Raw genomic sequence first — 15,612 nt, 5'->3', positions numbered from 1 at the left:
CGGGCCGGATCTGCGTAACAAGATTCGGCTTTTCAACACAAATTGTTTGTTTAGGAATGCGGCTCATCCCGGCTTTTGTTGCTGCGGCAATTTGTTTATTTAACCGCTGTTATTGTGATCAAACTCAAGGGTCGGTATTTTGGTGAGCTTACCGCATGTTATACGGTTGCCTTTTCCTCTGTCTTCCTTGCAACCGGCGCCCTCTCTATCCGCCCAGGTTTTTGATGGGTTCTTTTGGCTTTTATGCTGTTATCTGGTTTTATGTTACCTGCAGAATCCCGGGGATGACCTTCTTTATTTGCTTGGTACTGTTATCAGGGTGGGCATATTGGTTTTGACTTTTCTTAAGACATCTTGGGTTTCTTATTCAATCCTGACCAATTTAAGGTTCATTTCTGGCACGCAAAGGAATTTCCGGCATAAACGCTCCTGTGGCCTTTGCCCGCTTACCCATTTATTCCGTTCCTCCTTTAGCTTTGGCAGAAACTGAACCTTGCTGGGCGCCATAATTAAATCAGAAAAATTATGGAAAATTTAGGTTTTAAAGTAGCGGAGATTGAGATCAGTTACCGTCCGGCGTTTAAATTGGCAGAGTTGCCAGAGATTAATTCTTCCAGGGAAGCTTATGAGGTTTTGATGGATCGCTGGGATGATGGAAGGCTGGAGCTTGTGGAAGAGTTTAAAGTGATTTTGCTCAACAGGAGGGGTAGGGTATTGGGTGTAGTGAATATTTCACAGGGTGGTTTTTCGGGAACGGTTGCTGACCCCAAGGTGATTTTCGCGGTGGCGCTGAAGGCCTGTGCGAGTGCAATTATATTAGCACATAATCATCCGAGTGGGGAGTTACTTCCGAGTGATGCGGATCTGGTACTGACCAGGAAACTGAAATCCGGTGGAGATATTTTAGAGATCAGCGTGCATGACCACCTGATTGTTTCGCGGTATGGTTATTATAGTTTTGTAGATGAGGGGATGATGTAGGGGGCGGTCTCGAGAATAAGGTTCAGATTGCAACAGCTAAACTTACAAATACAACAGGAATTGAAGGTGCCTTTATATAGAAGGCAAAGCGTTAAAAGATTCTTAATTGGTTGATATTTCTTCCGTCCCGTTTTTTCATAACCAACACTTTCATAAGTAATGAGTTTCCAGAAACCGACTTCCAAACCGAACAAACTTGGAGCTATTATTTAAAAGTAATGATACCCAATGCCGATCAGACTAACTGTATTACCTAAACAATTCTATTCGCCTCCCTACCTTAAATTATTCCTGAATATCAAATTGCTAAAGGTCTTTGAAATCGGCGATATCTGATAAGCTTGAAGGATAGAATAAAATTGCGTGTGCCTCTTGACGATCTTTTAGATATGTTTCTATTTTTTTTCTGTATTCTGTTAGGTGCTTTGTATCGCCGTTGATAATTTCGGGTTCTAGCATGATCCTAACGTTATGGGTGCGTAGGTAGGTGCTGATTTTGATGTGGTCACTGTGCTCTTTAAAGGTGTAGAGTAGGCAGGTGGTGATGATGAGTAAGCAGATGAGCAGTTTTGGAATGTAGCGTTTGGTTTTAATTTGTAAGACTTTGAATAGTACGGGCTGGAGGATGAGCAGGTATAGTAAAATGAATTTGTATAGTGAACGGTTTGCCCAGATTTTTCCAAAGCTATCAAACTGGGTTTTGTTGGCGGAGGCTAGGTCAGGGAAGGTGCTGAGTTGTTTGTAGTGTTGGTGCTGGATATAAGCATAAAGTTCGTCGAAATCTGCTATTTTGGGATTGCTGCTCCATATTTTCGCTAGGTCTTCTGGAGTTGAATAGCTGGCCATGGCATATTCATCTGATGTCATGAGATTCCCAGGGATAATGTCTCCGATGGTGTGGGCGAAGCGGCTGATTCCGGCTATAATTACTATAAATGCAATGGCGATGGAAAGGGAGGTAACTGTTCCCGCTGGAGTTATTTTATCTTTAATTTTTGGATAGCCGGTTTTTACGAGTGTTATTTTGGCCGAGAACCAGTTTTTAATTGAGGTTCTGTCTGCGAAGTAGTAGAAGAAAAAAAGGAGGACCAATACTTCGATGAGGGGGACAGCGAGGAACTCCCAGAGGCTGTCGAAAATGGAGGGTAGGTTTTCCATAAGAGCGTTTATTATTAACCAAGTTAGCTAGTGGATTTGAGAATTGCAAATTAGTTTTTGGTTGCTTCGGTTGAAATTTTCTTTTTTAGTTTGACGGCGTTGTTTTTTCTGCTTGGCTTTGATTAATGATGGTTTATATAAATGGTTTCGGATTCGATGAGGTTGCTGCTGGAGTTGTATTTTTTTTGGATTTAGGTGTTTTTCACATGAGGTGTTTAAATAGGCAGAAAACCAGGAGCCGTTTCCAAGTGAAGCGGATCTGGTATTGACCAGAAAACCGGCGTTCGGTTGGGGATATCCCTGGAATCGCCGTACATGCTCGCCTGATTGTTTCCCAGTATGGGTTTTACGGTTTTTGAATGAGGGAATGATGTAATGCAAAAAACTATAGTGGAATGACAATTGATTTATTAATGGCCTTTTTGGATATGGCGGATTTAGAATAGCTATAATTCCATTGTATTACCTTAATAATCGTGCAAATTCCGTTAATTCCAATAATTCCGTTAATTTTATAGCCAATTCCTTAAAAAAATGCTCAGTAAATATACCGCTCAGATCATGCTTGCCCTTCAGGAGATGAAAAAGAATAGTGTCCTTTCGACTAACCTTCTTAATCCAACTCCGCGTAGTATAAAAGAAGAATGTCTAAAGGTCTACATAGAACGATTCGATCAAAAAGACAAACAGATACTACAACAGTTTTTTGGGGTTGAGCAGGGAACTCGTGATTTTGGGAGACTGATTATCCATATGGATACGGATAAATTCAGACCACTGGTTAATTTTCTAAGACAAAAAGTTGAGCAGACCAACCATAAGAATGTTGAGCTATTAGCCTGGCTGATAAATTTTCACCCAAGACCTTTTGGATCAGCAAAATTTGAAGTAGAATCACCCTTGCTCGAATCGAATCCAAAGCGAGGTAGTAATTTCAATGAAAAACGGAAGGGCACGGATCATTTAGAATCTGCTGGGGAAAGTAGTCCGGATTTTGGGACTAAAGAGGTGGATAGAGCTGCAAGTAATGCTGGCAATATCGACCGAGATGGTGTTTTTATTTCATATAGTTGGGATAACCCAGTTCATGAAGACAAGGTAGTTTCTTTTACAGATTTTTTACGTACAAAGGGATTTCATGCAAGTTTGGATAAAATGCTTACACAAGAAGAGACTGCCACCGATTTCGTTAAAATGATGCATAAAGCTATGCATGATCATTCAAAGGTTATCGTCGTACTTTCAGAGGGATACAAGCGTAAAGCCGAAACTTTCACCGGGGGTGTAGGAGAGGAGTATCAATTGCTATTGAATGACATTAACAAGAGTCCTCGGAAATACATACTAGTTAGCTTTGAAGGGCGGTCAGAAAACATAATCCCCTTTGGACTTCAGGGGCGGAATATCATAGATCTCTCGAAGGACGGGAGTGAAGAAAGTCTTTATCAGAAATTGATGGATGAGAAGACTTATGTTTTTTCACCGGTAGCAGCTGAGAAACCGCAGTTATTAGCAAAAGCTATAAAGAAATTCAGCTTTGGTAAGGATGTATTTCCAATTGCGATCGCCGAGCCTTCGGTCAGCCGCCATGCATCACTAGGGCAAGGGGGAAAATACAACAGTATTGAATTTAGAATCATGTTTAATTTTAAAAACCTTTCACAGAATTCAATTGAGGGATTTGCGTTCGAGATAAAGCTTCAAAAGGAGCTTATACCTAATGCACATACAGAGCGAATTGCAGATGGGATGGTAATTTTGTCAGATTCCTTTGATAGGAAAATATTCCCTGATCAGACCATTAAGAGCAAGGTTTTTGAAATAAAGTTGATGAGCAGCGATAAATACTTTGTAATAGGCTCGATAATTTCTGTCACTGTTTATACCGATTTTGGATCTGATGCCAAGGACTTTCAAGTGAACGAGCTCTTTGCTGCACCTCTTCCAAACGGAGGTTCAACTGAAAAACGGCACCTTGCAAAAGAAATGTTCCAGTAGTCTTTAGGAAGTTCATCGATTTGCATTTTTAACGATTGTTAATTTTGGGTTATGATTCAGATCCGCAATTTTGGATCTGATGTTAACATTATTTTCGTTTTATTTAATGAATTGATACTGATGCCCAATATTTTAATGGGTTAAGTTGTTTATATTCCAATCTATCCAATATTGGATATACTACGTTTTTTCATCGCCAATTTTGAAAATCAAATTCAAAATAACATGGAAACAACCGTACTGGAATTCTTTCCTGCTTTGGAAGCAGGATACGATCCTAAAAACTATTCTTATGCCAAGGAACAAGTGCCGCTCGGCACCTATACCGCTAAGCTGGACTTTATGTTATGGTCAAAAAGTGGCCTGACCATCAACTGTTTTTTTTCACTACCGGATTCTGGCAAAAAGATAACGCTATCGGTCTACCGTAAAGCGGCTAATCAGGGCAGGTACATGGCTGGTGAAACAGAGGTACGGTATCTGCCATTTGGAACCGAACTGGTGCTGACAGTTGAAGCCAACGAGCTGGGTAAACCACTGCTTACTGATATGGTTATTACAAAGCACTAACGATAAAACAGTTTATTTCATTTTAATTACCGGCTCGGGTTCCTCGCCGTTCAGTCCTTTTCTCCTTAAAAGAAAAGGAGCAAGCGGAAGTTGGGCAGGCCCTACTTTATGCCCCTGTAGTGCGCTTCAGGGGTATTGGTAGAATTCTCCGGGAATTCTTTGACAGGGTGAAAGCATATTCATGGCCGATAAAGGATATCGCTATAGAATTCCTTTCAATGAACGATATGGTTATGGAAAATCTGAACGCGATAAAATATACCAAGGTCACCGGTGATAAACTGCAAAATATCAGCCTTGCATTGGGCCGTTCCAAGCGGACGGTTTTCGCGCAGATGGTGGATTATTTCTACCGGAATAAAAAGGATCCGACTGACCTGAACGATGAACTGTTAAAGATTACACTTGCTAAGGGGCATAAAAGTTATATGGCTTTTATCCGCGCGCAGGAAGACTTACTGTTGGTGCCGATCAAGCAGGGAGTGGACAAGATGATTACCAATCAAAGGGATATCGTCAAGTTTTTCAATGAGCAGGTGCTCGGTGCCAATAAAGCTCTGCTTAAAAACCAGGAAGTGTTTTTGAAAACCGTTCAGGATAATGATCGGCTGATCAAGCTGATCGCGCAGAAAATGGAATCCAGGGACAGCTTAAAGTTCAAAATGCTCCAGGTGCTCAATAGCTATATCAAAGCGCGTGAAGAACTGGGCACGTTTAAAACCAGGGAAAAAGAAGAACTGGCAGAACTGACGCGCAAACAGATCGAAAATTTATAAGCCATGTTTATCAATATTTCAGCCAGCGAAACGGGCAATAACAAAGGAAGTAGTGCACAGCTGGTGCATTACCTGGATAAGGAGAATCGGTTATTTCCTGAGCAGGAAACGGAGCACTGGTTTAACGGAAAAGAAACCCAGATCGATTCCTATGTGGTAAAAAGATCGATCGATCGGAATATCGCTAAACTTTCCGCACATGATGCAAAATTTTTCCTGGTGAACATCTCTCCGAGCCAGAAAGAGATCCTGCATTTAAAAATGCTGGAAGGTAGGGGAGCTAAGGAGGAGTTAAAGGCTTTTGCCATTAAGATCATGGATGAATATACGCGTAATTTTCACCGTCCGGGTATTAAAAGCAACGAAGATTTGCTTTGGTTCGGAAAGCTGGAAAACCATCGGTACTATTCTGCAAAGGATAAGGAGGTTAAAAATGGAACGGTGAAAAGGGGAGATGCGAAGCCCGGGGAGCAGATGCACATCCAGGTGATCGTAAGCCGTAAGGATATTAGCAATTCTATCAAGCTGAGCCCAATGAACAATTCTAGGGGAGGAAACCTAGAACATTCCAAAAAGATCGGGCAGTTTGACCGGGTTGCTTTTAAAGCTTCAGGGGAGAAGGTCTTCGATGAAATATTTAACTATCAGAGGGCCGTAGGTGAAAGTTTCCAATACGCCAATACCCAAAAGAATGGAAACCTGGAGGAGCGGCTTGTTATGGCCGGGCAAAAAGATAAACAGGAGAAGGTACAATCTATTCCAGCTCAGGAACAGCACCCGAACGTTTCGTCACAGCTATTGGCCGGGCCTTCAGATACATTATTGGATCTGCTTTTGGCCCGGCCAGAATTTGATCCCGTTTCACTGGCCCTGAGGAACAGGAAACGGAAAAAACGAAAAGGGCAACAACAGGAACTCAAATTTTAAACAGGAAACATGAATACAGGAGAAGATACGCAGGGCCTGCGTAAGATTACTGATTTTACCAGGCTGATCAGTCTGTTTATTTTGAGCATCCATTTTTATATGAGCTGTTATTTAGCTATTAAAATCTGGGGCTTTACGGCGGGGATTACCGATAGATTGATTTTGCATCTTTCCATGACCGGGCTTTTTGATGGGTTTTTGGTGCCAAAGCTTGCTGCATTATTGTGTTTAGCCATTTCGCTGTTGGGTGTGAAAGGCAGGAAGGATGAAAAGATCAAGAGGAAAAAAATTACCACTTATCTGATCGCGGGAACACTGTTATATTTTGCAGCCTACTTCGTTTTTAGGTTAGGTTTTGGTGCTCAGCTGACCGCTGGGCTTTATATCCTAACAACTTCTACCGGTTATCTTTTGATGTTATCAGGAGGTGCGATGCTGTCCAGAATGATCAAGTCCGCTATCAACACCGATGTGTTCAACAGCGAGAACGAAACCTTTCCGCAGGAAGAACGGCTGTTGGAGAATGAATATTCGGTAAACCTGCCAGCCAGGTACAATCTAAAAGGAAAAATCAGGAGTTCTTTTATCAATATCATTAATCCTTTCCGGGGGCTGCTCGTTACGGGCACCCCCGGATCTGGGTGCGGTCTGGAAAAAGTTATTTTGTAATCCGACATGTGATCACCCAGCATATCCGCAAGGGTTTTTCGATGTTTTTGTACGATTTTAAATTCGACGATCTTTCGATCATTGCCTATAATGCATTGCTGAAATATAAGGGAAATTATAAGGTTAAACCCACGTTCTGGGTGATCGATTTTGACAGGATCTACCACCGCTGCAATCCGCTGGATCCGCAGCGTATGGAAGATATTACCGATGCCACTGAAGCCAGCCGGACAGTAATGCTGGGATTGAACCGGGACTGGATCAAAAAGCAGGGCGATTTTTTCGTCGAAAGTGCGATCAATTTTGTTACGGCCGTGATCTGGTTTCTGCGCAAATATAAGAACGGGCGTTATTGTACTTTGCCGCATGCGATTGAGCTGATCCAGGCAGAATATGACAGGCTTTTTGCGGTACTGCAGGAGGAGCCGGAGATCAGGGTACTGATCAATCCATTTATCTCCGCTTTACAGCGGAAAGCGATGCCACAGCTGGAGGGGCAGATTGCCTCGGCAAAGATCGGTCTGGCCAGGCTATCCTCACCCCAGCTTTATTATGTGCTGAGCGGTAATGATTTTACGCTGGACATCAATAACCCACTGGAACCGAAAATTGTCTGTATGGGCAATAACCCGCAAAAGGTGCAGACCTATGGGGCGGTGCTTTCGCTTTATGTGAACCGGATGTTAAAGCTGGTGAACAAAAAGGGGATGCTGAAAAGCAGTATTGTCTTTGATGAATATTCTTCGATTTTTGTGGGGGGCATGGACAGTCACATTGCAGTAGCGAGAGGCTATAAATGCGCGACTACCTTGGGATTGCAGGATTTTTCGCAGTTGAGGAAGGATTATGGACAGGAGCAGGCGGATGTGATTACCAATATTGTGGGTAATATTATCTCCGGGCAGGTGAGTGGGGATACGGCGAAAAAGCTGTCTGAAAATTTTGGGAAGATCGTACAGGATAAGGAAAGCAAAAGCATTAATAGTTCGGATATCTCGATTTCCAGGTCTACACAGATGGATTATGCGGTACCGGCTTCCAAGATTGCTTCTTTATCTTCTGGAGAGTTTGTAGGTATTGTGGCGGATAATCCGGAGGAGAAGATTAAACTGAAGATGTTCCATTGTGAGATCCAGAATGACCATAGGGCGATTGCGGCGGAAACGGAGGGTTATGTGCCGATTCCGAGGCCAAGGGAAGTTAGCTATGGAGATATCGTGGAGAATTACATGATGATCAAAAATGAGGTAGAGGCTTTGCTGGAGGAGGAGTGTGGGAGGATATTGTCTAGAGCCGAGAAAATGTCATCAAAAGAAGATCTTAATGCAAAGAAAGATGCGGCTGGAGTGGAAGATGGCGATCAAGAACAACTGGTGAGTATTTGATGTAGTCTATTTCACTGGAGATTTTTTGTTATTATTTGGATGTTTTTTTTTGTTGCTTCACAATTGGCTTGGCTTCGTGTAATATAATTGCAAAGAGACTTCCTACCATTTTCTTTGCAGAACACTGCGTTAAGCTGGAGATATTTTTTATAACTTAGGTGTCGAGAGCGTTAATAAAGCCGGATGCTGTCACCTGACAGGTCCGGTTTATTTTTATAATTTAACGCTCTATCTTTAAAAACATTTATTTAAAGTAGGGATAGAACCTTACAATTTATAACGTTGTGAATAGAGTAGCATGCCTCCGGATGCTAAGTGGAATTCGTAAAATTTATCTCTTTCAGTAGCACGTAGATCCACTTCCTTTTTGTTCAGTATTTCAAATAGATCATCACGATCCGTCTTAATGAGATTTCTTATCTGTACAGCGTATGGTCCCGCGCATCCAACCGTAATTTTTTTCCTATGGCCGTTGCAGTAAATGCAACAGTCCTCTCTTATCTAGGTATGCGCTGAGCTCCCCCAGCCAGTTATAACTAAACCCTTCTTTATTGATCAGTCGTTTAGGCAAAAGAGATGTGATGTCGTTCAATGTGCTGAAATGCATTGAAGTACAAGCTTTACAGAATTCAGTACTAAAACCGAGTCTGTCAATAGGGGTCTGTAATAATTCCTCAATTTCCATATATTTAGTTACATGACGTCTTATAAAGATACATTTTTTGTTTCTAATAAGATCTAACCCATTTAAGGCGTTTTTTTACTTCATTGTTCATTGTTGTTAATATCACCCCATTTCGCTTTAAAGTGGTTCTTCCCCATTTTTGGTGGTCAATCTGGTGCTAATACCAGTCTGTTCCTGAGTAAATCGAAGCTTGCCCTTCCATACATTTGCCGTTTAACAGTCTTCGATTTGTTAACATTGCCTTCGACGGGACCATTGCGCCAATTTAGATTGATAGCATTTTCAATGGATGGAAGATCAGACAATAACCCTGTGGCGAAACTTTTCAACTCTTCAATAACCGAATGGTTGGCTTCTGTAATCCACGCATTCAATTCATTGCCTGTTTTAGTTTCAATCAATCCTCGGAATTTTTTTACCAATGACATCGTACGTTTTAATTCAGTTGATGATTGGCACAATTTGGATATAAGCTTTTTTGTGTGGTGCTAATTTTACTTTCAGGAGCTAAAAATGCCATGGCAGCAGCTGAGGGCTTAAAGAAAGAACCTGCATGCTGTGGGAGTTTTGTTTGACGTGCCTTTTTTCCTACCCTGATATCATAGTAGGTCAGTGATTCAGACAATGTGCTATACGCCCGGGATACCCTTTTTGCTTCAGTTCTGTCCAAAGTGTTTTCAAACGAATATTAGGGTCTGATTTCATTCGTTCTTTGATGTATTCAAAAGAGCCTCTATCATTCCCCTTTCTCCATAGGACTTCCGCATCAGCACATCCATCGACAGGTATTTCCTGACGGTATCCCTATGCATCCCTAGGGATTTTGCAATTGCGTTGTTGGACAGCCCTTTAACCTGTAGTTTCTTCATCTCATCAAATCGTTGTTTGATAACACCGCCTGTAGGGGCCAGCTTTTTTCCCGCAGGAAAATCTTTTGGAACCACCCGTGGTTTTTCAACTGTTTTAGGGGCCACTGCTCTGCTGAGTCTGGTGTACTCGCGCACCATTATCCTTTTAACGGCTTCTCCAAGATTCTTGAGCAGACGCCAACGATCGGTGACCTGTATAGCCTAGGGAGCCCCTTTTGTCGCTGCCCGCATATATTTACCGTAACGGTCCCGTGTAATTACCTCTATCTCAGGTTGCCCTTTCAACCAACGGATCAATGTTTTTTCCTCCCGGTCTGGCAGCAGATCGATTACTTTTCCGGTATTCAGGTTTACCAGGATGCTATCATATCTATCGCGCTTTTTATACGCCCAGTCATCTACCCCTACAGCTTTAAGCTGCCCTAACGGGGGAAGGGGAGTTTTATGGATCAATCTTAGTAATGTAGAATCGCTCACGGGCATAGATAATGTATTGCAAATGCGTTCAGCGGGTCTGCCACCCATTTCCAGGGCGGTGGCTAACAATTTCTCATCCAATCTTGTTGTCCGCCGCTTACATGGTTCGAAATGGTCATCAAAGCGTTCTGTGAATATCTTTCTTTTTTCATTCAGTTTTAAGACAACGGTATTTTCTGGACTGCAGGTATATATTACATGATTTCCCAAACGTAGGCAGGTCAGGGAACTTTCTTAAATAATAGCTATGAAGCTTCTTTGACGGACTTAGGCAATCCGGACAACGGCAGATCCTTTGCCTGCTCTGTACATAGATATTGACAAAGTCGGCCTGGTTATTTACTGAAACTACTTTAAATGGATCAATTGGTGAGAAAATCAGTTTGGTAAGATTCATTATTTCTTAACGAACAACAACCGGAGTTATCAAGGAAAACTACCAAAATTGGGGAAGAACCAGTTTGGCCCGAAATGGAGGCTCGCGCTAAGCTCTATCCTTCAAAATATTTATGCTGAAAAAAGAACTGATGTATGGGAATCAACCGGGCGGATATATTAAAGGCTGAAAGAAAACTTCGGCTATGAAAATACGCTAACCTTCGATGTCCAATGGAGTCGGATTCGCAAGAGCATCGATCACGCCATTAAGCCCTAACGGCAAGGGGCAGGAGTGAAGGACTGCACTTTGGTTCCGGCCCAATTTTCCTGTTGATGTTTTTACATTGTCAATAGGCAAAGGCTAACGGCAATTAACCAAGAACCTACATCTAGCTGAAAAAAATGAATAACTATTTTATAGTTCTAGAATTTTTACATTTTTATATAAAATCAGTAACAGTAATAAAAGAGGGCGGATTTTTTAGGATTAGTCATACCTTTAAACTGTTTTATTATTGAGGCTTCTTTGGATATTTGATATATTTGAGAATTAGTGATATAAATCCGGCAAAGTGAGTATAATTGACAATATTCTTAAAAAGTATAATTGGCCAACAAAAGACCCGGTCGACGATTTTGATTTCAAGGAAATCGAAAATAAAATTGGATTTGAATTGCCTACTGACTACAAGAAGTATATTGAGAAATATTCATCTTATGAAACTCAAATTGGAGAAGAATTTTTTAAGCTATGGGAGTTTGATAAGCTATTGGACTGGAATATTGGCTATGAAATAATTGAGAATCTGGAAAAGACTATTGGAATTGGTGACAATGGTGGTGGAGAACTTATTGGGCTTAAAAGCCTTGGAGACGGGAACATTAATGTGATATTAACCCCCTTTATTGACCTTGACGAAGAATATCATATTACGATTGGTAGTTCATTTACTGACTTTCTTAAGAGAATGGATAACGGTGATAATTGGTTTAAGGATCATGAAAAATAGAATGATATGTACAGGCTTTCCTATGTGCATATTTCACTAATAGTGACCTCTCCATTTCAGTGCAAAGTGGCCGCCAAATTGATTGCCGAGTAAATACAATATTGTTCCTTTCCCTCTGAACAAATACCAACAACTCCTCCAACTGCTTTTTAGGTGTAGCAATTTACAAAATACTCCGTCCTGGAACTCAAGGTAATCCAAAAGCAGACCCCTGGACACCTTAAGTTATCCAATCTCAAAAAGTGCGATATAAGCAGCTCAGAAGGCATGACGGATTAACATATGCTTATAATCACGGGAGCTCACTACAGGCACTAAATTCGCTTAAATTCGACGAGATATCTGTTGATCTATGATCTAAAAAAGCGGATAAGACAACCAAAACGGTAGTGTTAAACGAAGAAGTAAGATCTGATTTTACCGATCCGTTAGATTGTGATGAATTAGTATTAATTTTTGTTTTCTATTTCTTATTCTAAATTATTTTGGCTTAGCTTCACGGGCACAAAGTCTCGATAAATCTTATATTTAAAATTCAACAGAACTTTAATAATGCTGATAAAAAATATACTTTTTTTGGTAAACCTATCGATCTAATATTCGCATATTATAATGCGACCGAAAAAGGTAATAGGCCAGTTTGGCCTTTACACAATTCAGCATAGGCCCGAATTTTGTACGTTGATCATCACCCAGTCCTAGCTTAGAAGCCTTAGCCGGAATGAGCTTTGGGAAATAACAGGGGATTTATTTACCTGATAGCCATTCATAAATGACTTATGATGACCAATCGCTATATGTTGAATGATTAATTCAGATTGTATCCCGTTCCCAGTACAGCATGAACGTTAACAATTCCACCAGTTACGAATGTGCCTTAAGCTACAGCATAGACCTATCCACAACATATTTTACTTATCCAAGCCGCGCGTAAGATCGCTGTTCCACATTCACAACCTTGTGTTGTATTGACTCTTTCATTGTGGATATTTAATAATCTTGGCGGTTATTAATATCTTTATAGATTAATACTAGGAAATCTTTAGTTCAATGATATGAAATGTTTGATTTTATATATAATCCTATTTTTCTCTGCAATATTTACACATGCCCAGTCGAGCAGGCTAGATGAGTTGCCTATGCCTGTACTGAGGCGGAAACTCGTTGCCAGCAAGGAGGATACAACCAAGGTAAAACTGCAGCTTGCGATTGGACATTTAATGCTATTGAAAGGCTTAAAGGGACCAAAAGATGTGGATTCGGCAATTCGGTTTGCCAACGAAGCCCAAGTTCTCAGCCGCCGGCTTAATTACCATTTCGGAATTATCAATTCAATGTTGTTAAGAGTGGAGACATTGTATGAAAGGGGGGATGCAAAAGCAGCAGTAAAACTTGCAGAAAATGCCCTTCTATTTTGTCGCCAAAATAACAATAGTGACGGAGAAGCAAGGTCTTATCACATGATATCAAAGCACTTTAGCACCAATTCACAGAGCGAACTTCGTACACGCATATGGTATAATGACAAGGCTATCGCCATATTTAGGAAAAATAAGAATTTCCACTCCCTTGCTGATATGTTAACCGTAAATGCAGACATGCTTTTTCAGGCCGATCGGACTACAGAAGCACTAAGATTCCTTTTTGAAGCGCTAAATCTGGGAAAAGGAGTAAGCATGAGAACTGTAGAGGGGATCTACTGGAATATCGGTAGAAACTCCTTCAGATTAGGGGACTACGATAATGCTTTAAAATATAGCTTGCTAGCCCGAGAAACCGCAAGAAAAGTTAATGATACAACAGCTCAAGTATGTGTTATCAACTTAAATATCGCATCCAGTTACATCAAGAAGCAGGATTACTATCGATCCATACCCTATTCTAAAGATGTCGTCAGCCTGGCCAAAAAGTATAATCATGAAGGACTTGTGCGCGAAGGAGCTTACCAGTTGGCCTCAGCATATACCCGTACGAACCAAATCCCCAAAGCATTGGCGGTACTTAATGAAATGAAAAGCCGTCCCGGCGGTTTTTTAAAAGATATTGCACTTAAAATAGAGTATATCAATACCTTGGTTTATGTTAAAAAGTTACCGGAAGCTAAAGAATATGTAAGCGAACTGGAAAGCTTATTGCCAAAAATCTATCCTGAAAACATCCAGCAGATAATGAACGTCCATAATGCTCTCGCTTATTACTATTCCGAGACCGGGAAAGTTAACAAGGCTTATAAACACACAGAGTTGCATGCGCATTTGGCACACAAATTAAATTATGCTAAGGGCATTCAGACCGCCGAATATCGATATTATCAGCTGGTCTCGCTGAAAGGTGATAAAAAGTCTGCTTTGGCGCATTTCCAGAAAGAAAAAGCGATTAAGGATTCGATTGATAATGTTTCTAAAGCCTACCAGATATCCCTGCTGCACATCGAAAATGCAGCAATGGATAGAAACAGGCATATTGAAATGCTTACTAAAGATGCGCTGATCAAAGATATTAAAATGAAACGCAATGAACTAATTCAACGCGTTACCATCAGTGGAATAATCGTACTGCTGATTGTTACTGGGCTGATCTTTAGCAGGTATCGGCTAAAGCAGCGAAGCAATGCCATGTTATTATCGCAGAAATTGGAGATCAACAACCAGAATAATGCGCTTAAGCACCTGGTATCATATAAAAATCAGCTTCTCGGAGAGAAGGATTTGCTTTTAAAGGAAGTGAATCATCGTGTTAAGAATAATTTGCAGATAGTCATGAGCCTACTCGCCTCCAAATCGGCTTATCTGTCCAGCGAAAGTGCCCAGCAGGCCATTTTGGACAGCCAGAACCGAGTTCGATCAATCGCACTTATCCATGATCAGTTATATAAAACAGACAATGTTACTCAAATTAGTGTATTCCTATACATTAACGAATTAGTGGATTCCTTATATGACTTCCTGGATGATGATATCAATAACATTGAGATATTCTGTGAGATTGAGGATTTCATGCTTGATGTTTCCCAAGCAATACCGATAGGTATAATCTTAAATGAAACAGTGACCAATGCTTTGAAGTATGCATTTCCCGATAACCAAAATGGAAAAATAAGCATTCGGGTTAAGAAAGTCGATATGTTCGTGGAAGTAATAATCAGTGATAATGGTGTAGGACTTCCAAGTAATTTTAACTTATCAAACGTAAACACACTTGGAATAAATCTTTTGAAGGGATTGACCCCGCAGCTTGGCGGCACATTTAACATCAAAAATAATAACGGATTGACGATATTCCTGAAATTTCCCTTAGAATCTCCTTCTCATGATTATGGCACTTTAGCTAACGAGCTGGCGGATCAAGAGCAACCATTGCGAGTATGAATCAGATGATATTGACCATAAATTGGTCGATAGTGGATAATACATTTATTAAAAAACTGCCTGCAAGGTATAAACGACGATTGGAGCAAATGGTAGGATAACCTAAACGACAATCGGTAAGTGATCCTTTTATCATAGGACTAAAATAGTCGCTTGTTTTTTAATTTAATTTCAGGGAAGTTATTCAAATCACATTTGGATTCCGATCAGTTAATGCATGTAATACAAATGCCTGAAGATTAAATAGCAGCTATACTCCTGCATCAATGGTAATACATTCAGTTTTCTGGACCTGTAAATAGAGATGATCCATAACTCCTTTATTTAAATTTACTTTTAATTATAGGGATAATCAAAAGTA

At 40.7% G+C, this 15,612-nt stretch carries 14 protein-coding genes; 9 read left to right on the top strand and 5 right to left on the bottom strand.

Going from position 1 to position 15,612, the window contains the following annotated elements; genetic code table 11:
- Nucleotides 1-525: 525 nt before the first annotated feature.
- Nucleotides 526-981 (top strand): JAB domain-containing protein, encoded by a 456-nt coding sequence (locus ACTJKN_RS02950; RefSeq protein WP_440822536.1) that lies wholly within the window; start codon nt 526-528, stop codon nt 979-981.
- Nucleotides 982-1,287: 306 nt separating this feature from the next.
- On the opposite strand, the gene ACTJKN_RS02945 is transcribed toward ACTJKN_RS02950, so the two are convergent.
- Nucleotides 1,288-2,139 (bottom strand): hypothetical protein, encoded by an 852-nt coding sequence (locus ACTJKN_RS02945; protein WP_440822535.1) that lies wholly within the window; start codon nt 2,137-2,139, stop codon nt 1,288-1,290.
- A gap of 534 nt (nt 2,140-2,673) precedes the next feature.
- Between ACTJKN_RS02945 and ACTJKN_RS02940 the strand changes: the two genes are divergently transcribed.
- The 6 genes from ACTJKN_RS02940 (at nt 2,674) to ACTJKN_RS02915 (ending at nt 8,464) form a co-directional block, all read left to right on the top strand.
- Nucleotides 2,674-4,137, top strand: coding sequence for an SEFIR domain-containing protein (locus ACTJKN_RS02940; protein ID WP_440822534.1), 1,464 nt, complete (start codon nt 2,674-2,676; stop codon nt 4,135-4,137).
- A gap of 225 nt (nt 4,138-4,362) precedes the next feature.
- A complete protein-coding gene (locus ACTJKN_RS02935) occupies nt 4,363-4,707 on the top strand; it encodes a hypothetical protein (RefSeq protein WP_440822532.1) in 345 nt (114 codons plus the stop codon).
- Nucleotides 4,708-4,940: 233 nt separating this feature from the next.
- The gene (locus tag ACTJKN_RS02930; RefSeq protein ID WP_440822530.1) at nt 4,941-5,483 is read left to right on the top strand and encodes a BfmA/BtgA family mobilization protein; all 543 of its coding nucleotides are present in this window, start codon (nt 4,941-4,943) and stop codon (nt 5,481-5,483) included.
- Nucleotides 5,484-5,486: 3 nt separating this feature from the next.
- Entirely contained in the window at nt 5,487-6,410 is a 924-nt protein-coding gene (locus ACTJKN_RS02925) for a DUF5712 family protein (RefSeq protein WP_440822529.1), read from the top strand.
- 9 nt (nt 6,411-6,419) lie between these two features.
- Nucleotides 6,420-7,079, top strand: coding sequence for a YWFCY domain-containing protein (locus tag ACTJKN_RS02920; RefSeq protein WP_440822528.1), 660 nt, complete (start codon nt 6,420-6,422; stop codon nt 7,077-7,079).
- 8 nt (nt 7,080-7,087) lie between these two features.
- The gene (locus tag ACTJKN_RS02915) at nt 7,088-8,464 is read left to right on the top strand and encodes a type IV secretory system conjugative DNA transfer family protein (RefSeq protein WP_440822526.1); all 1,377 of its coding nucleotides are present in this window, start codon (nt 7,088-7,090) and stop codon (nt 8,462-8,464) included.
- 831 nt (nt 8,465-9,295) lie between these two features.
- Here ACTJKN_RS02915 and ACTJKN_RS02910 read toward each other — a convergent pair.
- The 4 genes from ACTJKN_RS02910 to ACTJKN_RS02895 form a co-directional block, all read right to left on the bottom strand.
- Nucleotides 9,296-9,619: a transposase gene (locus ACTJKN_RS02910; RefSeq protein WP_440822997.1), complete on the bottom strand. Its 324-nt coding sequence runs from the start codon at nt 9,617-9,619 to the stop codon at nt 9,296-9,298.
- A gap of 231 nt (nt 9,620-9,850) precedes the next feature.
- Nucleotides 9,851-10,156, bottom strand: coding sequence for a hypothetical protein (locus tag ACTJKN_RS02905; protein WP_440822524.1), 306 nt, complete (start codon nt 10,154-10,156; stop codon nt 9,851-9,853).
- 63 nt (nt 10,157-10,219) lie between these two features.
- Nucleotides 10,220-10,705, bottom strand: coding sequence for a transposase (locus tag ACTJKN_RS02900; RefSeq protein ID WP_440822523.1), 486 nt, complete (start codon nt 10,703-10,705; stop codon nt 10,220-10,222).
- On the bottom strand, nt 10,644-10,892 hold the full coding sequence (locus ACTJKN_RS02895) for a transposase family protein (protein ID WP_440822521.1): 249 nt from the start codon (nt 10,890-10,892) through the stop codon (nt 10,644-10,646). The genes ACTJKN_RS02900 and ACTJKN_RS02895 overlap by 62 nt, the downstream gene beginning before the upstream one ends.
- A 553-nt stretch (nt 10,893-11,445) precedes the next feature.
- On the opposite strand from ACTJKN_RS02895, the gene ACTJKN_RS02890 reads away from it, so the two are divergent.
- Nucleotides 11,446-11,883, top strand: coding sequence for an SMI1/KNR4 family protein (locus tag ACTJKN_RS02890; protein ID WP_440822519.1), 438 nt, complete (start codon nt 11,446-11,448; stop codon nt 11,881-11,883).
- Between the two features lie 1,139 nt (nt 11,884-13,022).
- Nucleotides 13,023-15,251: a tetratricopeptide repeat-containing sensor histidine kinase gene (locus ACTJKN_RS02885; protein ID WP_440822518.1), complete on the top strand. Its 2,229-nt coding sequence runs from the start codon at nt 13,023-13,025 to the stop codon at nt 15,249-15,251.
- The last annotated feature ends 361 nt before the right edge of the window (nt 15,252-15,612 follow it).

Source organism: Pedobacter sp. 22163 (assembly GCF_052045595.1).
Lineage (GTDB): Bacteria > Bacteroidota > Bacteroidia > Sphingobacteriales > Sphingobacteriaceae > Pedobacter.
Note: the sequence above shows the minus strand (reverse complement) of the source record. Positions and strands in the feature narration are given on the sequence as shown.

Excerpts from the sequence above, each read along its gene's own strand:
- ACTJKN_RS02950 (WP_440822536.1), top strand. The coding sequence starts at position 526 with ATGGAAAATTTAGGTTTTAAAGTAGCGGAGATTGAGATCAGTTACCGT.
- ACTJKN_RS02945 (WP_440822535.1), bottom strand. The coding sequence starts at position 2,139 with ATGGAAAACCTACCCTCCATTTTCGACAGCCTCTGGGAGTTCCTCGCT.
- ACTJKN_RS02940 (WP_440822534.1), top strand. The coding sequence starts at position 2,674 with ATGCTCAGTAAATATACCGCTCAGATCATGCTTGCCCTTCAGGAGATG.
- ACTJKN_RS02935 (WP_440822532.1), top strand. The coding sequence starts at position 4,363 with ATGGAAACAACCGTACTGGAATTCTTTCCTGCTTTGGAAGCAGGATAC.
- ACTJKN_RS02930 (WP_440822530.1), top strand. The coding sequence starts at position 4,941 with ATGGAAAATCTGAACGCGATAAAATATACCAAGGTCACCGGTGATAAA.
- ACTJKN_RS02925 (WP_440822529.1), top strand. The coding sequence starts at position 5,487 with ATGTTTATCAATATTTCAGCCAGCGAAACGGGCAATAACAAAGGAAGT.
- ACTJKN_RS02920 (WP_440822528.1), top strand. The coding sequence starts at position 6,420 with ATGAATACAGGAGAAGATACGCAGGGCCTGCGTAAGATTACTGATTTT.
- ACTJKN_RS02905 (WP_440822524.1), bottom strand. The coding sequence starts at position 10,156 with ATGGTGCGCGAGTACACCAGACTCAGCAGAGCAGTGGCCCCTAAAACA.
- ACTJKN_RS02895 (WP_440822521.1), bottom strand. The coding sequence starts at position 10,892 with ATGAATCTTACCAAACTGATTTTCTCACCAATTGATCCATTTAAAGTA.
- ACTJKN_RS02885 (WP_440822518.1), top strand. The coding sequence starts at position 13,023 with ATGCCTGTACTGAGGCGGAAACTCGTTGCCAGCAAGGAGGATACAACC.